At 65.9% G+C, this 21,892-nt stretch carries 20 protein-coding genes and 1 pseudogene; 11 read left to right on the top strand and 10 right to left on the bottom strand.

The features are described 5' to 3' along the window. The first annotated feature begins 224 nt into the window (after positions 1-224). Together B2W55_RS10205 and B2W55_RS10200 are read left to right on the top strand one after the other, a co-directional pair. Positions 225-947 (top strand): response regulator, encoded by a 723-nt coding sequence (locus B2W55_RS10205; protein ID WP_024581386.1) that lies wholly within the window; start codon positions 225-227, stop codon positions 945-947. Next, positions 944-2,284: an ATP-binding protein gene (locus tag B2W55_RS10200; protein ID WP_024581385.1), complete on the top strand. Its 1,341-nt coding sequence runs from the start codon at positions 944-946 to the stop codon at positions 2,282-2,284. Before B2W55_RS10205 ends, B2W55_RS10200 begins: the two co-directional genes overlap by 4 nt. Before the next feature lie 20 nt (positions 2,285-2,304). Here B2W55_RS10200 and B2W55_RS10195 read toward each other — a convergent pair whose 3' ends face one another. Together B2W55_RS10195 and B2W55_RS10190 are read right to left on the bottom strand one after the other, a co-directional pair. Continuing rightward, positions 2,305-2,757: an EF-hand domain-containing protein gene (locus B2W55_RS10195; protein WP_160306714.1), complete on the bottom strand. Its 453-nt coding sequence runs from the start codon at positions 2,755-2,757 to the stop codon at positions 2,305-2,307. A gap of 177 nt (positions 2,758-2,934) precedes the next feature. Next, positions 2,935-3,402, bottom strand: coding sequence for a MarR family winged helix-turn-helix transcriptional regulator (locus B2W55_RS10190; RefSeq protein ID WP_024581383.1), 468 nt, complete (start codon positions 3,400-3,402; stop codon positions 2,935-2,937). Positions 3,403-3,551: 149 nt separating this feature from the next. On the opposite strand from B2W55_RS10190, the gene B2W55_RS10185 reads away from it, so the two are divergent. Both B2W55_RS10185 and B2W55_RS10180 read left to right on the top strand, forming a co-directional pair. After that, entirely contained in the window at positions 3,552-3,953 is a 402-nt protein-coding gene (locus B2W55_RS10185) for an Ohr family peroxiredoxin (protein WP_024581382.1), read from the top strand. A gap of 102 nt (positions 3,954-4,055) precedes the next feature. After that, positions 4,056-4,460: a cupin domain-containing protein gene (locus B2W55_RS10180; RefSeq protein ID WP_035635909.1), complete on the top strand. Its 405-nt coding sequence runs from the start codon at positions 4,056-4,058 to the stop codon at positions 4,458-4,460. Positions 4,461-4,528: 68 nt separating this feature from the next. Here the strand turns inward: B2W55_RS10180 and B2W55_RS10175 are convergent, their stop codons facing one another. Beyond that, positions 4,529-6,046: an MFS transporter gene (locus B2W55_RS10175; RefSeq protein WP_035635849.1), complete on the bottom strand. Its 1,518-nt coding sequence runs from the start codon at positions 6,044-6,046 to the stop codon at positions 4,529-4,531. A gap of 214 nt (positions 6,047-6,260) precedes the next feature. Between B2W55_RS10175 and B2W55_RS10170 the strand changes: the two are divergent. Next, positions 6,261-7,109, top strand: a pseudogene (locus tag B2W55_RS10170) (LysR family transcriptional regulator); the annotation flags it as partial. A 12-nt stretch (positions 7,110-7,121) separates the two neighbouring features. Here B2W55_RS10170 and B2W55_RS10165 read toward each other — a convergent pair. Then, the gene (locus B2W55_RS10165) at positions 7,122-8,033 is read right to left on the bottom strand and encodes a LysR family transcriptional regulator (RefSeq protein WP_024581378.1); all 912 of its coding nucleotides are present in this window, start codon (positions 8,031-8,033) and stop codon (positions 7,122-7,124) included. Between the two features lie 122 nt (positions 8,034-8,155). Between B2W55_RS10165 and B2W55_RS10160 the strand changes: the two genes are divergently transcribed. Together B2W55_RS10160 and B2W55_RS10155 are read left to right on the top strand one after the other, a co-directional pair. Beyond that, positions 8,156-9,592: an MFS transporter gene (locus B2W55_RS10160; RefSeq protein ID WP_244442211.1), complete on the top strand. Its 1,437-nt coding sequence runs from the start codon at positions 8,156-8,158 to the stop codon at positions 9,590-9,592. Positions 9,593-9,612: 20 nt separating this feature from the next. Beyond that, positions 9,613-10,122 (top strand): DUF1993 domain-containing protein, encoded by a 510-nt coding sequence (locus B2W55_RS10155; protein WP_024581376.1) that lies wholly within the window; start codon positions 9,613-9,615, stop codon positions 10,120-10,122. 3 nt (positions 10,123-10,125) lie between these two features. On the opposite strand, the gene B2W55_RS10150 is transcribed toward B2W55_RS10155, so the two are convergent. From B2W55_RS10150 to B2W55_RS10140, 3 genes are read right to left on the bottom strand one after another with little or no spacing between them, the layout of a single operon-like run. Further along, entirely contained in the window at positions 10,126-11,589 is a 1,464-nt protein-coding gene (locus tag B2W55_RS10150) for a M20/M25/M40 family metallo-hydrolase (protein WP_160306712.1), read from the bottom strand. A 45-nt stretch (positions 11,590-11,634) separates the two neighbouring features. Further along, positions 11,635-12,813: an MFS transporter gene (locus tag B2W55_RS10145; protein WP_024581374.1), complete on the bottom strand. Its 1,179-nt coding sequence runs from the start codon at positions 12,811-12,813 to the stop codon at positions 11,635-11,637. Further along, positions 12,810-13,367, bottom strand: a complete 558-nt coding sequence (locus B2W55_RS10140; RefSeq protein WP_024581373.1) for a GNAT family N-acetyltransferase — start codon at positions 13,365-13,367, stop codon at positions 12,810-12,812. Before B2W55_RS10140 ends, B2W55_RS10145 begins: the two co-directional genes overlap by 4 nt. 100 nt (positions 13,368-13,467) lie before the next feature. Here B2W55_RS10140 and B2W55_RS10135 point away from each other — a divergent pair, with 100 nt between their 5' ends. After that, entirely contained in the window at positions 13,468-14,370 is a 903-nt protein-coding gene (locus B2W55_RS10135; protein ID WP_024581372.1) for a LysR family transcriptional regulator, read from the top strand. Positions 14,371-14,426: 56 nt separating this feature from the next. Here B2W55_RS10135 and B2W55_RS10130 read toward each other — a convergent pair whose 3' ends face one another. Then, positions 14,427-14,591 carry a hypothetical protein gene (locus tag B2W55_RS10130; protein WP_168200257.1) on the bottom strand — a complete coding sequence of 55 codons (165 nt, stop codon included), beginning with the start codon at positions 14,589-14,591 and terminating at the stop codon, positions 14,427-14,429. 156 nt (positions 14,592-14,747) lie between these two features. After that, entirely contained in the window at positions 14,748-15,521 is a 774-nt protein-coding gene (locus B2W55_RS10125) for a glucose 1-dehydrogenase (protein ID WP_024581371.1), read from the bottom strand. A gap of 110 nt (positions 15,522-15,631) precedes the next feature. On the opposite strand from B2W55_RS10125, the gene B2W55_RS10120 reads away from it, so the two are divergent. Next, the gene (locus tag B2W55_RS10120; protein ID WP_024581370.1) at positions 15,632-16,105 is read left to right on the top strand and encodes a winged helix-turn-helix transcriptional regulator; all 474 of its coding nucleotides are present in this window, start codon (positions 15,632-15,634) and stop codon (positions 16,103-16,105) included. 172 nt (positions 16,106-16,277) lie between these two features. Here the strand turns inward: B2W55_RS10120 and B2W55_RS10115 are convergent, their stop codons facing one another. After that, on the bottom strand, positions 16,278-16,517 hold the full coding sequence (locus tag B2W55_RS10115; RefSeq protein ID WP_024581369.1) for a hypothetical protein: 240 nt from the start codon (positions 16,515-16,517) through the stop codon (positions 16,278-16,280). Positions 16,518-16,748: 231 nt separating this feature from the next. On the opposite strand from B2W55_RS10115, the gene topA reads away from it, so the two are divergent. Beyond that, positions 16,749-19,526, top strand: coding sequence for a type I DNA topoisomerase (gene topA / locus B2W55_RS10110; protein WP_024581368.1), 2,778 nt, complete (start codon positions 16,749-16,751; stop codon positions 19,524-19,526). Beyond that, positions 19,527-21,890, top strand: coding sequence for a ribonuclease R (gene rnr / locus B2W55_RS10105; RefSeq protein WP_024581367.1), 2,364 nt, complete (start codon positions 19,527-19,529; stop codon positions 21,888-21,890). It begins immediately after the preceding gene. Positions 21,891-21,892: the final 2 nt, after the last annotated feature.

Raw genomic sequence — 21,892 nt, 5'->3', positions numbered from 1 at the left:
GCTGCAGGATTGCGGGATTATTTCCAGTGATTTGAGACTGTGAGCGCAACGCGACACCGCCGCCTCCGGATTTGTTTCCGGCTGCGGACGCCGCTCACACTTCAGAAACACTATGCTTACGAAAAGGCGCAATGCCGCCCACAAGCAACGCGTATGCTGGTCGATGGGAGGCTGCGCGCGCCAACGCGCGCAAATGACCTTATGATGAGGCCCAGTCGCGGACCATGCTCGCACAAACGCCAAAGATCCTGATCGTCGAAGACGACCTGCAAACCAGGGACCTGATTGCCCGTTATCTCCGCGATCAATCCTGTCTGGTCGCGACCGCCTCGAACGGCAGAGAAATGGATCGTTACCTTGCCGGGCACTCGCTCGATCTGGTCGTTCTCGACCTGATGCTGCCAGGAGAGGACGGACTGACCCTGTGTCGCCGCCTGCGCGGCGACTCGACGATCCCCATCATCATGCTCACGGCGAAGGGCGACGACCTCGACCGCATCCTCGGGCTCGAGATGGGCGCGGACGACTATCTCGCCAAGCCGTTCAATCCGCGCGAGCTGCTGGCACGGATCAACGCCGTGCTGCGCCGCCAGGCCCAGGCCGGCTTTGCCGGACACGCCGGCCAGAGCGCCGCTCGCCTGCGCTTCCAGGATTGGACCATCGATCTCCGCCTGCGCGAGCTGCGCGATCCCGAGGGCGCCCAGGTGCCGCTGACCAGCGCGGAGTTCGACCTGCTTCAGGTATTCTGCGAGCGGCCCGGCCGGATCCTGACCCGCGACGGTCTCCTGACCATGACCCGCAGCCGGCCGGCCAGTCCGTTCGGGCGCAGCATCGACGTGCTGGTCAGCCGGCTCCGCCGCAAGCTCGATACCGGAGAGCGGCCGTCGGTGATCCGAACGGTGCGCACCGGCGGTTACATCTTCACGCCGCATGTGGAGGACGCATGAGCTGGACCCGCAGGACCGCCGCGCTGTTCAGCTTCAGGCGCATCAGCGGCCAGATCGCCGCACTGATCCTGCTTTCGCTGCTGCTGATCCACGCGCTGATCGGCCTTTATATCGTCGGCCAGAAGCCGCGGACGTTTCCGGACCGGCCCATCCACCAGTTCGAGATGATCGCGAAACTTCTCGGTGAGAGCTCAGGTGACGATCGCGCGATGGTGCTGCAAGTTGCGCGGCAAACCTTCCCTCGCCTCAACATTGCGCTGCGTGAAGCAGGCCCTCGCCTGACCGGCGATGTCTCGGTAGCGACGAGTGGCAGCATCGATCCGGCGTCTTCCGCCAGGACGGCGCCGGCCACGATTCGGCTACCGGACGGAGCCGTGGTCGAAGCGACGACCGGCTCGACCAAGCTGCCGCCGTTCTTCGGCGGATTCTGGGTCAGCACGGTGCTGTTCCTGTTCGTCAGCGTCACGCTGCTCGGCGTGTGGGCCGGCCGCGCGCTCAGTGCTCCGCTCTCGGCATTTGCCCGCGCCGCCGAGAACTTCAGCATCAGCCAGGCGGCCGCTCCGCTTCCGGAGACCGGCCCGGAAGAAATCCGCGCCGCGGCGGTCGCGCTCAATCACATGCGCGAGCGCATCACCGCGCTGATGAACGACCGGACGCGGATGCTGGCCGCCATCAGTCACGACCTGCGGACGCCGATCACGAGGCTGCGGCTCCGATCCGAATACATCGAGAACGATGCCCATCGCGCGGAGACCCTGCATGACCTCGACCAGATGCAGGCGATGCTGGAATCGGTGCTGTCGTTCCTGAGCGGCGGCAGCGCGGCGAAGCCGACCCTCGTGAACGTCGCCGCCCTGTTGCAGACGATCTGCGAGCAATTCTCCGATTGCGGTCATGTGGTGCGCTACCACGGCCCGATCAGGGCCTCGCTGTTGATCCGCCCGAGCGAGATCAGCCGCACCGTGACCAACCTGGTCGAAAACGCCTTGCGGTTCGGCAGCGAGGTCGATATCCGGCTGACGGCGTCCACCGATCAGGCCATCATCGACGTGGCCGATGACGGTCCGGGGATTCCGGAGCACCTTCGTGCCGATATGTTGAAGCCGTTCGTCCGGGGCGACGAGGCCCGCACCATGAACGAGAAGAGCGGCTTCGGGCTCGGTCTTTCGATCGCCCAGGCCATGGTGTACGGGCATGGCGGCGAGCTCTCGCTGCACGACAATGCACCGCACGGCCTTCTTGTCCGGATCAAATTGCCAGGGACGGCGCCCCCTGGATCGGATCGAAGTGCAGCAAGCCCGCCTCGCCCCGCACGTCCCGCGCTCGTGTCCGGCTAGCGTGCACTTCGGAACCGGCTTCAGGATCGCTTGCCCCTGCCGCCCGGCCGCTTCTGGTCAGTCCCGGTCGCTTTCAGTTCGTCCGGCGTGACGCGGCAGTCGCCGTTCTTGTCGTATTGCAGAATGAACTCGTTCGGTTTCTCGACGAACTCTCGGCGGGTGATCTTGCCGTCCTGGTTCTCGTCGAAATAGCCGAAGTCTGCGTCGGCGAGCGCGCTGCCCGCACGCCGAACGGCCTCGAACTCCGCAGGCGTGAGCTGTCCATCGTGATTGCGGTCGGCACGATCGAACAGCCGTCCGAGGTAAGCCTTCCACTCGTCGCAGGTGTAGATGCCGTCGTGATTGCCGTCCCAGATCTCGGCCGCGGTTGCCGGTGAATGCTCTCCACCGGAACGTGATGGCGGCGGAGCCTGATCCGGTGCAGCCGGCTGCGCCGCTGCAAACCGCAAGGCCGCACAAGCCAAGCCGATCACGGCGATCATCCTGGTGCGTAACGTCCCGTGCAAATCGAGCTCTCCCCGCGTCGTCGCAAGACGGAGCGGAGTTGCGAGTGGTCCAGTGGCGAAAATGCGGACGGACGGCGTGCGGATACGACCGGTTACAATTTGGCGCGGGGCGCCGTGACGCGCGCACGCACCGCCGCTATGGCATCAGCCCTTCTTCGGCTCGCCGCGCGTGTTCTGCAGCAGATTGTCACGCAGCCTGACCACGCTCTTCTGCACGATCGGAAACTCGTCTCCGAGCCCCGCGGCTTCGATCACCGACATGCTGATCTCCTTGTCGAGCAGCCGCCGCCCGGCCGGCGTCAGGTTGACCCGCACCTGCCGCTCGTCGGCTGGATCGCGGACGCGGCTGATGTAGCCGCTCTGCTCCAGCTTCTTGAGGATCGGCGTCAGGGTGTTGGATTCCAGGAACAGCTTCTCGCCGAGCTCGCTGACGGTCTGATCGTCGGTCTCCGACAGCGCGATCATGGCGATGTACTGGGTGTAGGTCAGGCCCAAACCGTCGAGGATCGGCTTGTAGGCGCGGCCGAACGCCAGATTGGCGGAATAGACCGCAAAGCACAGGAAATTCGAGAGTTTTCGGCCCTTGGTTTCGGCCTTGGAGGAGCGGGTCACGGGCAATCTCCGGATTTCGTGAAGTCTCGGGCAATATAAATCGCATCCGATTAAATCGGAAGAGCTTGACATCTCGGGATCATCGCCTTATTTCACATCGCATCCGATTAGATCGGATACGATATATCTTCACCCAACAGGAGCTCGCCATGACCGCCAATGCAAAGGTTCTCGTCACCGGAAAGACCCACGTCACCGCCGGCCCGAACGGCGCCGCCGTCTCACGCGACGGCTTCCTCGACGTCAAGCTGCCGCAACCGCACCCTGCCGCCGAAAACCTGTTCGCGGCGGCCTGGTCGGCTTGCTACATCGGCGCGATCCAACTCGCCGCCGGACAGCGCAAGGTCAAGCTTGCGAGCGAGCCCGAGGTCGACGCCGAGATCGATCTCAATCAGGCCGGCGGCGCCTTCTTCCTCAGCGCGCGCCTCAACGTCCGCGTCCCCGGCGTCGAGCGTGAGGTCGCCCAGCAGCTGATCGAAGCCGCGCACGGCATCTGCCCCTACTCCAAGGCGGTACACGGCAACATCGACGTCACGACCACGCTGGTCTGAGACGATCCCATGACGATCTCCGACGCGGACCGGCCCTTCGCCGGTTCGCGGTCGGTCCCCCAACACATCAACATCGAGGAGTTCAAGATGACCAGCAAGCTGATGATGGCGACGCGCCTGCTCGCAAGGGCGGCCCTGATCGCCGGAAGTTTCCTGACGATCCCGACCGCGCACGCGCAGCAGCCGGACGGCATCACGCGAACCGATCTGCAACGTCACGATCTCAGCGCCCCCGGACGTGAAGCCGTCCAGGTGCGGGTCGATATCGCGCCCGGCAAGGCGTTCGGCCAGCACACCCATCCGGGCGAGGAAATCATCTATGTGCTCGCCGGCACGCTGGAATACGACGTCGAGGGCAAGCCGCCGGCGACGCTGAAGGCCGGCGACGTGCTGTTCATCCCCGCCGGTACGATCCACGCGGCCAAGAATGTCGGCGACGTGACAGCCAGCGAACTCGCGACCTATGTCGTCGAGAAGAACAAGCCGCTGCTGACCCTCGTGAAGTGACCGATCAGCTCCGCCTGCCCGCCCCTTGCGCACTGCATGTCCTCCGGGGCGGGCGCGGCGACGTCTCGTCACTTGGTGCATTGGACCTCCGCCTGCCGGACCTGCCGCGCGTTGAAGATCAGGAAGCTGATCGCGGCCATGATCCACACACCGATGCCGCCGTAGAGCATCACCCAGCCAAAGCCGCTTGCGAGTGCCTGATGCACCACCGGACCGGAGAGCTCCGGCGCAGATGCAGCGTCGCCGGACGCGATCCGTTCGGCAATGACGCGCAGCTGCCCGCCATCCAGAGCCGGCAGCACCGCTCTGAGATGCGCGAGCACGCCGCTCGCCAGAATGAACCCCATCAGCGCGATGTTGACGGACAGCGAGACCATCCGCGCGCTCATGTCGATGCCGGATGCCATGCCGGCGCGGTCGCTCGAGACCGAGCCGGTCGTCGTGTTGGTGACCGGTGTGTTGGTGATGCCGAGGCCAATTCCGGCCAGCAGGCAGCCCGGCAGCATGGTCAGCCAGTTGGGCTGCGCCGCGGCGCTGCCGAACTTCATCAGCATGAAGCCGGTGCCGATGGTGAACAGCCCTGCCGGGATGATCAGGCCCGGCTGATAGCGCAGCGCGAGGCGCTCGGCGAAGGGCGGCATCACCAGCGTCGGCAGCGTGTAGGCGAGCAAGGCAAGTCCTGCGGACACGCTGTCATAGCCGAGCCCGGCGTGAAACCAGATCGGCAGATAGATCATGAAGGGCCAATAGCTGAGGTTCATCGCGGCGGAGCCGACGATCGAACCGGAGAACGCCGGAATCCGGAACACGGAGAAGTCGAACATCGGACGCCGGCTGACTTTCTCGGCAATCAGGAATGCTACGAAGCTCACGGCGGAGACACCGAGAATCGCGAGTCCCTTCGGGCTCATGAAACCGAGATCAGGCCCCTGTGTGATGTAGAAGGCGAGACAGAACACCGCGACCGACATCGTCACGATGCCGGCGACGTCGAGGGTGCTCGCCTTCGGATCGCTGGATTCATGTACGCCGCCGATCGTCAGCACGAAGGCAACCGCCGCGAACAGCACGTGGACCAGGAACACCCACTCCCAGCTCAGCACCGCGACCATGGCACCGCCGATGATCGGCCCGAAGCCGAGGCCGATGCCGAAGATGACGCCCCACCAGCCCCAGGCGACGGCGCGCAGGCGGCCGCCCTGGAATTCGTGCGACAGCACGGCGATCTGGCAGATCAACAACGCACCGCCGCTCAGGCCCTGGAGGAATCGCGCGGCGATCAGCATCTCGACGCTCGAGGCCACGCCACAGATCAGCGACGTGACGCCGAACGCCGCGATCGCGACCAGGAAGATGCGCTTGCGTCCATAGCGGTCCGCCACCGTGCCGACCGCCATCAGCACCGTGGTGACCGCGATGGTGTAGGCATTCATGATCCATTGCAGCGACTTGAAGTCGGCATGCAGCACCCGTTCCAGCGTCGGCAGGATCGCGGGGATGCTGGAAATCTCCAATCCGAACATCAGGCAGGCAAGGCACACGGCGGACAGCACGATAGCGCCGCGCCGGCTCAGTTCAGTCGACATGATCAGGCCCTTTGTTGTGGCAAGCCAACGGCATACCGCACGCTGTTGCCAGGGTGCTGGCAGCAGCGTCGGACGGCGCGACTCACAATCTATTGAGGCCGCGGCGACGGGAATCGGGTGGCCACGGTGCTTCACAACACAAGCTAGTTGCGGCTTGAGCATTGGTGAATTGGATGACTAGATATTTCAGAGACAACAATTCCGGATGACTGACATGACCACGCTCGACATCGACGCCGTGAAGACCTTCGTGACCATTGCCGAGCTCAGCAGCTTTACCCGCGCCGCAGATGCGCTCGGCACCACGCAGGGCGCGATCAGCGTCAAGCTGAAGCGGCTGGAGCGCCAGGTCGGCCACAGGCTGATCGAACGGACGCCGCGGCTGGTCCGCCTCTCCGCGCAAGGCGCCGAGTTTCTCGCCCCGGCACGCGAACTGCTCGCCGCGCATGACCGTGCCGTCGCCGGACTGTCGTCAGCGCGCCGCCGCTTTGCGCTGGGGATCGCCAGCCATGTCGGCGCCCCCGAGCTACCGACCCTGCTGACGCGGCTCAATGCCCATGATCCGACCCTCACGATCGAGGTACGGCTTGCCGATGCACGTGACCTGATGGATGCGTTCGATCGCGGGACGATCGATGCCGCGATCATCTTTCGCGACGACGACCGGCGCGACGGCGAAGTTCTCGGCCCCGATCATTTCGGATGGTTTGCCACGCCGGACTTCGTGCACCACGCCGGCGAGCCGTTCCGATTGGCGGCGTCCTCGCCTGCCTGCGGCATCCTGAACACCGCCACCCGCGCGCTCGACGCGGCGGGATTGCGGTGGACCGAATCCTTCCTCGGTTGCGGCGCATTTGCCGTTGCGGAAGCGGTTTCGGCCGGGCTTGCGATCTCGGTGTTCTCGCGCCGGGTCGCACCGCCCGGCACCATCGAAGTGTCGGAGAAATTCGGCCTCCCCGCGCTGCCGCCGGCGCAGATCGTGCTGCTGTCGACGCTGTCGGACACGAGGTCGCGCGCGGCGTTGAAGACGCTGGCCGGCGCGTTTCGCGAGCATCATCGACCGCCCGCGCCTGTGCTATCGCCGCGCGCGGTCGACGCGCCGTCCCTCGAACAGCGCGCGCTCCGACGCGAGCGCCTTGGCAAGGAAATCAAGCGTGGCGCGGATGCGCGCGGTGCGCTTGAGATCGTCATGCGTCAACAGCCAGAGCGCTGATCGCAAATCCGCCAGCGTCTTCGGCGTCACCCGGCGCAACTCCGGCGCCGTGTCGCCGACATAACAGGGGAGCACGGCAAGGCCGAGCCCGGCGGTTGCCGCGTCGCGCAGCGCCGGAAGCGCATCGACCCGGCAGGCGATCCGCGCCGCCGGCACGTTTTCCCGCATCCAGCCGGCGATGACGGTCCCCGCCAGCGCGTCGTCGAGCCCGATCCAGTCATGCGCCGACAGATCCAGCCCGTTGCGCCGGGCAAGACAGGCGCGCGATCCATAGACCGCGTGCGCGATATCGGCGATGCGACGCCCAACCAGCAGCTCCGACGGCGCGGGCGTCGGCCGGATCGCGATCTCGGCCTCGCGGCGGGTGAGGTTCGCCATCGCATTCGAGATGACGATCTCGGGCTGGATCTCCGGATGCGCGGCCCGCATCGCGGGCAGATGCCGCATCAGCACCGCGCCGAGCGTGTCGGTGGTCGTGATACGGACCGGGCCCGACGGCCTGAGGTCCTGTCCCGAGAGCTTGCGCTCGAGCGCAAGCACCTCGTGCTCCAGCCGTGTCGCCGACGCCGCCGCGATCTCGCCGGCCGACGTCGGCGCATAGCCGTCGCGAAAGCGCTCGAACAGCCGCGTTCCGATCGTCCCCTCGATCGTGCCGAGGCGGCGAAACACCGTCGAATGCGTCACGCCCAATGCGCGCGCCGCTCCCGAGAGGCTGCCCTCCCGCGCGACCGCGAGCACGAGGCGAAGATCGTTCCAGTCGAGAGTACTGTGCATTTTTGCAAACTCTGTTGCCAGACTTGAGGAATATCCTATCACGGATCGACAGGCCATCCTCTGGCAAGTTCGATCGACAGGCATGCCTGCGCGAAGCGAAGACGATGCAGAGGAGCCGGCAGGTGACCAGCGAGACCAGCGAAACGTTGCAATTCCACGACACCGGCCACGTCGCCGCCGACCCGCGGCGATGGCTTGCGCTGCCCGTGCTGCTGACCGGCGCCTTCCTGCCGATCCTCGACTTCAACGTCGTCAATCTCGCGCTGCCCGCCATCCGCGACGATCTCGGCGCAACCGCAAGCGAAGTGCAGTTCGTGATCTCGGCTTACGCGGCGGCCTATGCGGTGTTCCTGATCACCGGTGGCCGTCTCGGCGACCTGCTCGGGCGACGCCGCATGTTCCTGACCGGCGTCGCCGGCTTCACCATCGCATCGGTGCTGTGCGGCATCGCGTGGTCACCGACCGTGCTTGTCGCCGGACGCATCCTGCAAGGTCTCACCGCGACCGTGATGGCGCCGCAAGTGCTGGCCTCGATCCGCGTGCTGTTTCCGCCCGCCGAACAGGGCCGCGCGCTAGGCTTCTACGGCGCGACCTTTGGCCTTGCCAACATCTGCGGTCAGATCCTGGGCGGCGCCTTGGTCTCGGCCCATCCGTTCGGGCTGGCCTGGCAGGCGATCTTCCTGATTAACGTGCCGATCGGCATCGTCGCATTCGTCGGCGGGTTGCTGTTCCTCGCCGACTCCCGCGCCGAGCATGCCCAGCGGCTCGACATCGGCGGCGTCATCCTGCTGTCGCTCACGCTCGGCTTTCTGGTCTATCCGCTGATCGAGGGACGCGAGTCCGGCTGGCCGATCTGGATCATCGCCATGCTGCTGGCGTCACCCGTGATGCTCCTGGCCTTCGTCCGGTTCGAGGCCGGCCTGTCGGCGCGCGGCGGCGACCCGCTGGTCGCGCTGCATCTGCTGCGCAACAGCGATTTCGTGATCGGACTGGTGATGGCGCTCGCCTTCTACATGCTGTCGTCGTTCTATCTGACCTTCGCGGTGTATTTGCAAAGCGGCCTGCACCAGTCGCCGCTGGCAGCGGGCCTCGCCACCCTGCCCTTTGCCACCGGCTTCTTCGTAAGTTCGCTGCTGTCGTCCTACGTCATGCAATGGCTCGGCCCGCGGACGCTGACGGTCGGCTTCGCGCTGCAGGTGATCGGCTTCGGCATCGTGATGCTGGCGGTCGGCGGCGTGAGTCCGCAGAGCCTCGAATTCGGCCTGATCTGCGGCGGGCTCGGCTTCGGCACCGTGATGCCGTCAGTCATCAAGGCCGTGATCGGCAGCATCGATCCGCGCCACGCAGGATTGGCATCGGGCATGATGATTTCGACTTTCCAGATCGGCGCCGCGCTCGGCGTCGCGCTGATCGGTGGCGTGTTCTACAGCCTGCTCGGACCGCATCCGCAGGCCGGCGACTACGCCCATGCCTTCACCATCGCGCTCGGCTGCAACGTCGCGCTGCTCGCGCTCGGCGGCTGGCTGTCATTGTGGCTGCCGCGCGAACCACGGGCTTGAACCGATCCGAGGACAACACCATGAACGCCCCGCTATACGACGCCTCCATCCCCGTGTTCCGGCAAATGCTCGATGCGCTGGCCGACCTGCTGCGCAAGGGCGAAGCCCATGCCCGCGAACGTGGTCTCGATCCCGACGCCATGCTGGCGGCGCGGCTTGCGCCCGACATGCTGACATTGGTTGGTCAGGTGCAACGGGCCAGCGATCACGCCAAGGGCGCCGCAGGACGGCTCGCCGGCTTCGAGCCACCACCCTTTGCCGACGATGAGCAGAGCCTCGCTGAAGCCCATGCCCGCATTTCCCGGACGCTCGATTACATCGACACGGTGCCGGTTCAGGCATTCGATCAGGCGGCCGAACGCCTCATCACTCTACCCTTCGGCGTCCCGCAAATGCCGGCGGCGCGATATCTCCATGGCTTCGCGCTGCCGAGCCTGTTCTTCCACGTCGCCACGGCCTACGCCATCTTGCGTCACCGAGGCGTGCCGCTCGGCAAGCGCGATTTCCTCGGCAACTATCTCTCGACCTGACTGCTACTTCCTGGCGACCTCGCGAAGCGTGGTGTAGACCCACTCTTCTCCCTGCTTGATGGCCTCGACGCCGATCCTTTCGTCGTTGCCATGCATCCGGCTCAGGATGTCGTCGTCGAGCGGATAGGGATAGATGCCGTAGACGGGTACGTTGCGCTCGCGCCAGGCGATGGCGTCGGTGCCCGCCTCGAACATGGTCGGCACCAGCACGGCATCCTTCCAAACCCGCTTGGCGTTGCGCTCCAGCGCGGCATAGAGCTCGGTATCGACCGGCGATGCCGGCAGCTTGCTCCGCATCAGATAGGCGTCCCGTGCCTCCTGCTGCGTCAGCGCGGAAACGATGCTCACCTCGATGCCGGGATCGCCGACCACACGCTTGATCTCCTCGATCATCTGGTCGGCGGTCGTTCCCGGCAGCAGCCGCGTGTTCACGACCGCCTTGGCGTCGCCGGGGATGACGTTGGGCTTGATGCCGGCGTCGATCATCGTGATCACCATGGTGTCGCGCAGCAGGGCGTGCAGCAGCAGGCTGTCCTTGGGATTGTCGGCGACCAGCTTCTTGCCGGCCGCGTCGCGTTCGCCCTGGTCCTTTGCCGCCAACAGCTGCTTGATGTCGGCGGCGGTCTGTTCCGAGCTGATCGGAAGCAGCGCCTTGAAGTACCCCTCGGTCGCCGGCACCAGCTTGACGGCGGGATCGTGCACCGCGAGCTTGGCCAGCGCTGCGATCAGACGGTCGTTGGCCATCGCGCCCGCCGGAAACGGCCGCGAGGAATGGCCCGAGGGACCGGTCGCCTTCAAGGCGAACGTCGCCGAGAGCTTTTCCGCCGTGGTGACATTGATCTGGCGCACCGTGCCGTCGCGCTCTTGCAGCACGTAGCCGCCTTCGTTCAGCGCGAATTCCGCGTCGATCTTGTCCCAATGGTTCTTCGCCAGCCAAACCGTGCTGTATTGTCCCTGCTCCTCATCGGCCTCCGCCAGGAAGATCACGTCGCGCGCGAGCGGCGTCTTCTCCTCGGCAAGCCGCATCACCGCGCTCGCGAACACGGCGAGCCCGCCCTTGAAATCCATCGCGCCGCGCCCGTAGACGAATCCGTCCTTCTCGATCCCCGCGAACGGCTCCACGGTCCACTTCTCACGCTCGACCGGAACGACGTCGGCATGCGCGGCCAGCAGCACCGGCTTCTTCGAGCCGTCGCCGCGCAGCCGTGCAATGAAATGCGCGGCCTTGCCGTTCGGGGCGACGAAGATGTCCACCTCGGCGCCCAGCGGCGCGAATTGCGACTTCAGATATTCGGCGAGCGCCCGCGTGTCTCCAGGTCCGTTCGAAGTATCGAATGAGATCAACTTCTTGAGCAGGGCAACCGTGCGGTCCCCATTCGGGTCGGCGGCGGCAAATCCTGTTCCAGAGAGGAAGACGCCTGCGGCGAGTATCAAGGCGGCGAGGTTATTCCTGGTCTGCGACGTCACGTTTCTTTCTCCCGTTTTATTCGAGCATATCCCGCAGGGCCGGCATCAGGGAGCCCTTCCGAACAGCAGTTTCAGCATGGCTGCCGCGACAAGCGTCGTCACTGCAAGGCCGGTGGAGAGATAGAGCGCACTGGCATCGCCGAATCGGTCGATCACGACCGCATAGAGCAACGGCGCCGCTGCCGGCAGGATGAAGCTCGGAACCACGAGCCGGCCGACCAGCGTGCCATAGCTGCGATGATCGAACAGGATCAGCGGCAGCGTACCCCTGGTGATGGTCAGAATGCCGTTGCAGCCGCCGTAGAGCAGCGCGAAGGCGATCGCCATTCCGTTCGACGACCCGCTGAACAGCCCGGCGAGGAAGGACAGCGGCATGATCAGGCAGGCGGCCAGATTGAGCGCGAGCGGGTCGATCCGCCGGCCGAACAGCACCTCGCAGAGACGCGCTGCCGACTGCCCAATCCCCCGCAGCGTCGCGATCCACACCGCCACCGTGACGGTGAGCCCGAGACCGGAGAGCACCGCGATCATGTGCGCGGACATGCCTGCATTCAGGAAATTGGCGCCGGTCATGATCACCGCATAGAGCCCACCCGCCATCGCAAGCCGCTCGCGGCCAACGGCAAGCGGTGGCTTGGGAGCAACCGATACGGAACCCTGCACGCCGGCGAACCGCTCATTCGGAATCAGCAGATGCAGTGGGATCGTCAGCAGCGCGAAGCCGGCATAGGCCAGCACTGCGATGCGCCAGCCGAACTGTTCCGACAGCATGTGGCCGAGCGGCCAGAACACGGTCGCGGCCAGGCCACCGAGCAAGGTGATCCCGGACATCGCCCGGCGCGCCTCCGGACCGCCAATCCGTGCCAGCGCCGCGAACGCCGCGTCATACAGTGTCAGCCGCATGCCGAGGCCGAGCACGATCCACGACGCGAAATAGACAGCGATCTGGTGTGAGACCGCGAGACCGGCGCAACCGAGCGCGTTGATCACGGCCCCCGCGACCATGACCTCGCGGCCGCCGCGGCCATCCACCCATCGCCCTGCGAGCGGCGACGTCACGCCCATCACCAGCAGCGCTGCGGCGAACCCGCCGTAGACGATGTCGCGGCTCCAGCCGAGATCCGCCGCGATCTGCTCGCCGAAGCCGCCGATCAGATAGTAGGTCGCGCCCCACGAGATCAGCTGCGCAAGCCCGAGGGCGACGACGACGCGGCGGGCGATCACCGCGACTGGTCCCTCTCCGCGGGAAGTCTGGAGGCACCCGGTCCTAGCGATCGCTGCATCAGCACGGTGTCGACCCACTGCCCGAGCTTGAAGCCGACCGACCTCAGCGTTCCGACCATCTCGAAGCCCATGCGCCGGTGCAGCGCGATCGATCCGGCATTGCCACTGTTGCCGATCACGGCAATCATTTGCCGCCACGGCCCGGCCTCGGTGCGCGCGATCAGGGCCTCAAGCAGCGCCACGCCAATGCCGCGGCCATGCAGCCCATCGGTCACGTAGACCGAGTCTTCGATGGTGTGTCGATAGGCCGGCCGCGGCCGATACGATGTCGCATATGCGTAGCCGACCACGCGGCCTTCGAGTTCGGCGACGAGATACGGCAGGCCCGCCGCAAGCACGGCGCTCCGGCGACCGCGCATCTCGTCCACCGCCGGCGGCACTTCCTCAAAGGTCGCCAGCCCGTTCAGCACATGATGGGCGTAGATGCCCTGGACATCGGCCATGTCGCCGTCCGTCGCGTCGCGGACCACGACGCCGTCGATCCCTGCCGCCATGTTGCCTCCCTGCCGCAGCCATCAATATTGCCCAACCATGCGCTTCGCCGTTATATAAGTGAAGCTTTGATTGGTTATGCATAGCATAAGAGATACTTTGATGAAGAATCTCAACCTCGACTACCTCGACAGCTTCGCCGTCGTGATCGATTGCGGCAGCTTCTCGGCCGCGGCCGAGCGGCTGCAACTCACCCAGCCCGCGGTGAGCCTGCAAGTCCGCCAGCTCGAGCGCAACCTGAATGCGACCCTGATCGAGCGGGTTGGACGCAAGGCCAGGCCGACCGCCGCCGGAGTCGCCCTGCTCTCGCACGCGCAACAGATCAACGCGGCGGTGATGGCGGCGGTCGATGCCGTCGCGCAGCAGACCACGGGAACGGCAGGCCGCGTGCGGCTCGGCACCGGGGCGACCGCCTGCATCTTCCTGCTGCCGCCGATCCTGAGGGAGTTGCGTGCAGCGTTGCCCTCGCTCGAGATCACCGTCACGACCGGGAATACCGCGGAGATCGCGCGCGCCGTCGAGGACAATACGATCGACATCGCGCTGGTCACGCTGCCGGTGTCGGGCCGCAGCTTCGAGGTCACCCCTGTGATGAACGACGAGTTCGTGCTGATCGCGCCGCGCGACATGAAGCTGCCGGCCCGCATCACCCCGGAGGTGCTGGCGACGAGGCCGGTTCTGCTATTCGAGCCCGGCGGCAACACGCGGCGCACCGCGGACGAGTGGCTGGCGCGTGGCGGCGTCTCGCTGAAGCCATTGATGTCGCTCGGCAGCGTCGAGGCGATCAAGGAGATGGTGCGCGCCGGCCTTGGCTGCGCTATCCTGCCCGGCATGGCGGTGCCTGCCGAGGCCAGGCCGCGCGACCTGATCGTCCGCTCGCTGTCACCAAAACTCTATCGCCGGCTCGCGGTCGTGATCCGCCGCGACAAGCGCCTCGATCGTGGGCTGCGGCAGACCTTGTCGGCGCTCAAGACGCTCTCGACGACGAAGGATCACTGCCGCTAAGGCGTGATCGGAAACAATGCGGAGCTTGCTTGCGGCAGGCCGCTCAGGTGGAGCGATCAGAACCAGGCGCCCTGAATGCCGAGAATGACAGCGACCAGCGAGATCAACAGGCCGATGCCGGAAAACAGCGCGACGGTGACAAACTCTGCCATATCAGAGTTTTCGGACTCGGACGTGGATGAGGCCTTGATTGGGGTCGCGATGCGAGCTGCCTTGGGCATGACGGCACTCCAAAATGATTCCGTGGTCAAAAATCCCAGCCCTATCCGGGAGTCCCGGGAACTCGTCAAAGGTTCAATGCGCGTGATGATAGTCGCGCAGGAAACCGGCCGGTGTGATCCCTTTCACACCGGCCAATGCTTACACTGAGAAACAAATTAGCCGCGATAGATCGGTGCGCCGGCGGGCGATGCCGTTGCGCCGCCGTCGATGAACAGTTCCTGCCCCTGCACATGCGCGGCATCGTCCGACGCCAGGAACAGCACGGTCTTCGAGATATGATCGGGTTCACCGAGGCGGCCGAGCGGCGTGGTCTTGCCGATGCGCTGCTCGAAGGCCTTCTCGGCTTCGGGGGTTGCGATCGCCGCGCCCCAGATCGGCGTGCGCACCGCACCCGGCGCCACCACATTGACGCGGATCCCGCGCGGCGACAGTTCCGATGCCATCACGCGCGCCATCGCGCGTACGCCGGCCTTGCTCGCGGCATAGGCCGAGTAGCCGGGATTACCGAGCACCGAAATCACCGAGCCGTTGAGGATGATCGACGCGCCGTCATTGAGATAGGGCGCGACCGCCTGCACGGTGAAGAACACGCCGGTGAGATTGGTGCGGATCACGTTCTCGAATGCCGCCAGCGTCGTGCCGCCGACCGGTGTCTGGCCGGGAATGCCGGCATTGGCGAACAGCACGTCGTATCTGCCGAACTTTTCCGCGCCCTGCTTCACCGCGGCCTCCAGCGCCGCGACATCGGTGGCATCGGCCACCACAGCGAGCGCATTCGGCCCGAGTTCACTGGCCGCCGCCGCGAGCGTCTCCTTGTTGCGCCCGGTAATGACGACCCTTGCGCCTTCGGCTACGAACAGCTTTGCCGTCGCAAGTCCGATGCCGCTGTTGCCGCCGGTGATCAACGCCGTCTTGTTCGCCAGTCTCATGTCCGCCTCCAGCATGGTTGCATTATTAAACTTCGTTGCCTAACTATGGCATCAGGTTTAATATTGCAACCACACAAGGCCGTGATGGCTCGGATTCCGGAGGATAGTCGGTGAAGCGAACCAGTCTTGCAGGCGATTCCTGTCCGGTGGCGCGCGCGCTCGACGTGTTCGGCGACTGGTGGTCGCTCCTGATCATCCGCGACGCCAGCCTCGGCCGCCGCCGCTTCGGCGAATTCCAGGCAAGCCTCGGGCTCGCCAAGAACATCCTGGCTACCCGGCTGCGCACGCTGGTCGAGCGCGGCATCCTGAGGACGGTCCCCGCCTCCGACGGCAGCGCCTATCAGGAATATGTGCTGACGCCGAAAGGCCACGGCATCTTTCCCATCCTCGTCGCGTTGCGCCAATGGAGCGAGGAGTTCGACGGGCACCCGGACGAGATCGCGACCGTGCTGGTCGACCGCGCCAGGGGCAAGCCGGTGAAGAAGCTCACGCTCTATTCGCAGGACGGTCGCGTGCTGGGTGCCGCCGACACGACGCTGAAGCCGCGGCCTGCGCGGAAGACGGCGCGGCACGCGATGTCGTAGGGCGGCTATCCTTTCGTCATTCCAGGGCGACGCGCAGCGTCGAGCCCGGAATGACGGGGGTGAAAGCGCCGCGATCCCGCTCAGCACCGAATGCGGTGGCTATGGGTCCTGGCCTTCGCCAGGACGGCGAATGGAGGGAACCCTGCGCCAAAGCCCCGGGCTCTCTCATCCCTCACGACAGCTTCCGCCGGCTACGGGCGCGCAACTGCTCGTCGGCTTCCAGCCGGGCCATCGCGAACAGGCGGTCGAGGACTTCGAATTTGTGGCGCTGGGCAAGCTTGGCGAGTTCGGTCGCCGCGGCGCCGATCAGGATCAGGGCGTCATCCGGGTCGCCGTCCCCGGTTGTCGCGTCGTCCGCCGGTCGCCGCCGGCCGGCCGTCTCGCGCTTCCGGCCGCCCCCTGTGCTGCTCAAAAGGCCTATTCCGATTCCCACCCTCTATATAAGGAGAGATACGCCGTTTCCGGCCGCAACTCTAGGACGTATTTTTCAACCCTCGGGATAGGAACTCCACAGCTTCAGCCCTCCCTTCAATATCTGGCGATTTGACAGCGACCGCCCCAGCACCCATGTTCGCCCCGACACGGCGGGCCGCGAGTCTAGCGGAACCCGCCTTCAGGTTTTCCCGTAAGCTATTGGAATGACATGAATATCGTCATTGTGGAGTCGCCGGCCAAGGCCAAGACGATCAACAAATATCTGGGGTCCTCCTACGAGGTCCTGGCGTCGTTCGGCCATGTCCGCGACCTCCCGGCCAAGAACGGTTCGGTCGATCCGGATGCCAATTTCCAGATGATCTGGGAGGTTGATGCCAAGGCCGCGGGCCGGCTCAACGACATCGCCAAGGCGCTCAAGGGTGCCGACCGCCTGATCCTCGCAACCGACCCTGATCGCGAGGGCGAAGCGATCTCCTGGCACGTGCTGGAGGTGATGAAGGAGAAGCGCGCGCTGAAGGACCAGAAGGTCGAGCGCGTGGTGTTCAACGCCATCACCAAGCAAGCCGTCTCCGAGGCCATGAAGGCACCGCGTCAGATCGACGGCGCGCTGGTCGACGCCTATATGGCGCGCCGCGCACTGGACTATCTGGTCGGCTTCACCCTCTCCCCGGTGCTGTGGCGCAAGCTGCCCGGCGCCCGCTCCGCCGGCCGCGTGCAGTCGGTCGCGCTGCGGCTGGTGTGCGACCGCGAGCTCGAAATCGAGAAGTTCGTGCCGCGGGAATACTGGTCGCTGGTCGCAACCCTGCTGACGCCGCGCGGCGAAGCCTTCGAGGCGCGCCTGGTCGGCGCCGACGGCAAGAAGATCGCGCGGCTCGACATCGGCTCCGGCGCGGAAGCCGAAGACTTCAGGAAGGCGATCGAGGCCGCGCTGTTCAAGGTGGGGACCGTCGAGGCGAAGCCGGCCCGGCGCAATCCGCAGGCGCCCTTCACCACCTCGACCTTGCAGCAGGAAGCCAGCCGCAAGCTCGGCTTCGCGCCGGCCCACACCATGCGCATCGCGCAGCGGCTCTATGAAGGCATCGACATCGGCGGCGAGACCACCGGCCTCATCACCTATATGCGAACCGACGGCGTGCAGATCGCGCCGGAAGCGATCACCCAGGCGCGCAAGGTGATCGGCGAGGATTACGGCAACGCCTATGTGCCAGACAGCCCACGTCAGTATCAGGCCAAGGCCAAGAACGCCCAGGAAGCGCACGAAGCGATCCGCCCGACCGATCTGTCGCGCCGTCCGGCCTCGATCGGCCGCCGGCTCGATGCCGATCAGGCCAGACTCTATGAACTGATCTGGAAGCGCACCATTGCGAGCCAGATGGAATCGGCCGAGCTCGAACGCACCACCGTCGATATCGAGGCCAAAGCCGGCGCTCGCGTGCTGGAGCTGCGCGCCTCCGGCCAGGTCATCAAGTTCGACGGCTTCCTCGCGCTGTACCAGGAAAGCCGCGACGACGAGGAGGACGAGGATTCGCGCCGCCTGCCCGCGATGAGCGCGGGCGAGGCGGTGAAGCGCCAGAGCCTCGCCGTCACCCAGCATTTCACCGAGCCGCCGCCGCGCTTCTCGGAAGCGTCCTTGGTCAAGCGGATGGAAGAGCTCGGCATCGGCCGTCCCTCGACCTACGCTTCCATCCTTCAGGTGCTGAAGGACCGCGGCTACGTCAAGCTGGAGAAGAAGCGGCTGCACGGCGAGGACAAGGGCCGCGTCGTGGTCGCGTTCCTCGAGAACTTCTTCTCGCGCTACGTCGAATACGATTTCACCGCCGACCTCGAAGAGCAGCTCGACCGCATCTCCAACAACGAGATCGCCTGGCAGCAGGTGCTGCAGGATTTCTGGCGCGGCTTCATCGGCGCGGTCAACGACATCAAGGACCTCAGGGTCGCCGAGGTGCTCGACGCGCTCGACGAGATGCTCGGCCCGCACATCTATCCGCCGCGCGCGGACGGCGGCGACGTCCGGCAGTGCCCGACCTGCGGCACCGGCCGGCTCAACCTGAAGGCCGGCAAGTTCGGCGCCTTCGTCGGCTGCTCGAACTATCCGGAATGCCGCTACACCCGGCCACTGGCGGCCGACAGCGCCGAGAGCGCCGACCGCGTGCTCGGCACCGATCCCGACACCGGCTTCGACGTCACGGTGAAGGCCGGCCGCTTCGGCCCCTACATCCAGCTCGGCGAGCAGAAGGATTATGCCGAAGGCGAGAAGCCGAAGCGCGCAGGGATTCCGAAAGGCACCTCGCCCGCCGATGTCGATCTCGAACTGGCACTGAAGCTGCTGTCGCTGCCGCGCGAGATCGGCAAGCATCCCGAGACCGGAGAGCCGATCACCGCCGGCCTCGGCCGGTTCGGGCCGTTCGTCAAGCACGAGAAGACCTATGCCAGCCTCGAGGCCGGCGACGAGGTGTTCGATATCGGCTTGAACCGCGCGGTGACGCTGATCGCGGAGAAGATCGCCAAGGGCCCGAGTGGCCGCCGCTTCGGCGCCGATCCGGGCAAGCCGCTCGGCGATCACCCGACGCTCGGTGCGGTGGCGCTCAAGAACGGCCGCTACGGCGCCTATGTCGCCGCCGGTGGCGTCAACGCCACGATCCCGAGCGACCGCACGCCCGACGAGGTCACGCTCGCCGAGGCCATCGCGCTGATCGACGAACGCGCGGCCAAGGGCGGCGGCAAGAAGGTCAAGAAGGCGAAGGCAGAAAAGCCTGCCAAGGCCAAAAAAGCCAAATCTGAAAACGCGGCAGAAGAAACCGACGGCGACGCCGAGGCCAAGCCTGCCAAGAAGGCTGCGTCGAAAAAGGCCGCGGCGAAGCCGAAAACGGATGCGACCAGCAAGGCGCGCGCGCCGGTCGCCTCCGGTGCCAAGACGTCGCCTGCAAAGTCATCGGCATCAGCGAAAGCGCCCGCGAAGAAGAGCGCCGGCAAGGCACGAGGATAAGTGAAAAGAAAACCCGACCATGGCTTTCCGGGCCGGGACGCCATCGTCGCCTTCATCCGCGCCAATCCAGGCAAGGTCGGCACCCGCGAGATCGCGCGCGAGTTCGGCCTCAAGAACGACGACCGCATCGCGCTGAAGCGGCTGCTGCGCGAACTCGCCGACGACGGCACGGTCGCCAAGCGCGGCCGCAAGATCCACGAGCCGGCCGCGCTGCCGCCGACCGTGCTCGCCGACATCACCGGCCGTGACAGCGATGGCGAACTGATCGCCACGCCCGCCGAGTGGGACACCGACGAGAACGGCTCCGCGCCGAAAATCCGCATCGAGATGCCGCGGCGGCCAAAGCCCGGCACCGCCGCCGGCGTCGGCGACCGCGCGCTGCTCCGGGTCGAGGTGACCGACGAGCAGGACGGCACGCCCTATCGCGGCCGCATCATCAAGGTGATCGATCGCGGCCGCGCCCGCATCCTCGGCATCTTCCGCCGCAATCCCGACGGTAGCGGGCGGCTGATCCCGGTCGACAAGAAGCAGGCGGGCCGCGAGCTCAACATCGCGGCGGCCGACAGCGACGGCGCGGTCGACGGCGACCTCATCAGCGTCGATCTGGTGCGCACCCGCGCCTATGGCCTCGCCTCAGCCCGGGTCAAGGAGCGGCTCGGCTCGATTGCGAGCGAGAAGGCGATCAGCCTGATCGCGATCAACACCCACGACATTCCGCAGGTGTTCTCGTCAGCTGCGCTCCGCGAGGCCGAAGAGGCAAAACCTGCGACCTTGCAGGGCCGCGAGGATTGGCGCGACGTCCCGCTGGTCACCATCGATCCGCCCGATGCCAAGGATCACGACGACGCCGTGCATGCGGAGGTCGACACCGATCCCGACAACAAGGGCGGCTTCATCGTCCATGTCGCGATCGCCGACGTCGCATTCTATGTGCGGCCCGGCTCGGCGCTCGACCGCGACGCACTCCAGCGCGGCAATTCGGTGTATTTCCCCGATCGCGTCGTGCCAATGCTGCCGGAGCGCATCTCCAACAATCTCTGCTCGCTGGTGCCGGGCGAGCCGCGCGGCGCGCTCGCGGTGCGGATGGTGATCAGCGCCGACGGCCGCAAGCGCTCGCACAGCTTCCATCGCGTGCTGATGCGCTCGGCGGCAAAGCTTGCCTATGCGCAGGCGCAGGCAGCGGTCGACGGCAGGCCCGACGACACCACGGGCCCCCTGCTCGATCCGATCCTGAAGCCGCTGTGGGCGGCCTATGAGCTGGTCAAGCTTGCGCGCAACGAGCGCGATCCGCTCGATCTCGATCTGCCCGAGCGCAAGATCCTGCTCAAACCCGACGGCACCGTCGATCGGGTGATCGTGCCGCAGCGGCTCGATGCGCACCGTCTGATCGAGGAGTTCATGATCCTCGCCAACGTCGCCGCGGCGGAGATGCTGGAGAAGAAGGCGCTTCCGCTGATCTACCGCGTGCATGACGAGCCGAGCCAGGAGAAGGTGCACAATCTCCAGGAATTCCTGAAGACGCTCGACCTGCCTTTCACCAAGCAGGGCGCGCTGCGGCCCGCGCAGTTCAACCGCGTGCTCGCGCAGGTCGCGGGCGAGGATTACGAACCGCTGGTCAATGAAGTCGTGCTGCGCTCGCAGGCGCAGGCCGAATACTCTGCCGAGAACTACGGTCATTTCGGCTTGAACCTGCGCCGCTACGCGCACTTCACCTCGCCGATCCGCCGCTATGCCGACCTGATCGTGCATCGCGCGCTGATCCGCGCGCTCGGCCTCGGCGAAGGCGCCTTGCCGACCGACGAGACCGTGGAGACACTCGCCGAGATAGCCGCGCAGATTTCCGTCACCGAGCGCCGTGCGATGAAGGCAGAGCGCGAGACCACCGACCGGCTGATCGCACATTTCCTAGCCGATCGCGTCGGCGCCTCGTTCCAGGGCCGGATTTCCGGCGTGACGCGATCGGGCCTGTTCGTGAAGCTCGACGACACCGGCGCCGACGGCCTGATCCCGATCCGCAACATCGGCAGCGAGTATTTCAACTACGACGAAACCCGTCACGCGCTGATCGGCTCGCGTAGCGGCACCATGTACCGGCTTGGCGACGTCGTCGACGTCCGCCTGGTCGAAGCCGCGCCGATCGCCGGCGCGTTGCGGTTCGAGCTGTTGTCCGAAGGACAGACAATTCCGCGCGGCAGAAAACACGACAGCATCAGAGGTGAGCGCCGCGCCGCGGGATTTAACAAGAGGCCAGGCAAGGGATCCGGCAAGAAGGCGCACAAGGAACGTAAGGCGCGCAGCAAGAAGGACCGCAAGCCGGCAAAGCCGAAGTCCGGCAAATCGAAGCGAGGCAAGTCATGGACGTGAAG

It is taken from the genome of Bradyrhizobium sp. UBA2491 (assembly GCF_002341725.1).
Classification (GTDB): Bacteria; Pseudomonadota; Alphaproteobacteria; order Rhizobiales; family Xanthobacteraceae; genus Bradyrhizobium.
This window is presented reverse-complemented; position numbering and strand designations above follow the sequence as displayed.

What these genes read in the sequence shown, in the direction of transcription:
- B2W55_RS10125 (WP_024581371.1), bottom strand. Translation starts at nt 15,521, where the DNA reads ATGAGACTGGCGAACAAGACGGCGTTGATCACCGGCGGCAACAGCGGC.
- B2W55_RS10155 (WP_024581376.1), top strand. Translation starts at nt 9,613, where the DNA reads ATGAACGCCCCGCTATACGACGCCTCCATCCCCGTGTTCCGGCAAATG.
- B2W55_RS10185 (WP_024581382.1), top strand. Translation starts at nt 3,552, where the DNA reads ATGACCGCCAATGCAAAGGTTCTCGTCACCGGAAAGACCCACGTCACC.
- topA (WP_024581368.1), top strand. Translation starts at nt 16,749, where the DNA reads ATGAATATCGTCATTGTGGAGTCGCCGGCCAAGGCCAAGACGATCAAC.
- B2W55_RS10135 (WP_024581372.1), top strand. Translation starts at nt 13,468, where the DNA reads ATGAAGAATCTCAACCTCGACTACCTCGACAGCTTCGCCGTCGTGATC.
- B2W55_RS10175 (WP_035635849.1), bottom strand. Translation starts at nt 6,046, where the DNA reads ATGTCGACTGAACTGAGCCGGCGCGGCGCTATCGTGCTGTCCGCCGTG.
- B2W55_RS10130 (WP_168200257.1), bottom strand. Translation starts at nt 14,591, where the DNA reads ATGCCCAAGGCAGCTCGCATCGCGACCCCAATCAAGGCCTCATCCACG.
- B2W55_RS10205 (WP_024581386.1), top strand. Translation starts at nt 225, where the DNA reads ATGCTCGCACAAACGCCAAAGATCCTGATCGTCGAAGACGACCTGCAA.
- B2W55_RS10140 (WP_024581373.1), bottom strand. Translation starts at nt 13,367, where the DNA reads ATGGCGGCAGGGATCGACGGCGTCGTGGTCCGCGACGCGACGGACGGC.
- B2W55_RS10165 (WP_024581378.1), bottom strand. Translation starts at nt 8,033, where the DNA reads ATGCACAGTACTCTCGACTGGAACGATCTTCGCCTCGTGCTCGCGGTC.
- B2W55_RS10200 (WP_024581385.1), top strand. Translation starts at nt 944, where the DNA reads ATGAGCTGGACCCGCAGGACCGCCGCGCTGTTCAGCTTCAGGCGCATC.
- B2W55_RS10180 (WP_035635909.1), top strand. Translation starts at nt 4,056, where the DNA reads ATGATGGCGACGCGCCTGCTCGCAAGGGCGGCCCTGATCGCCGGAAGT.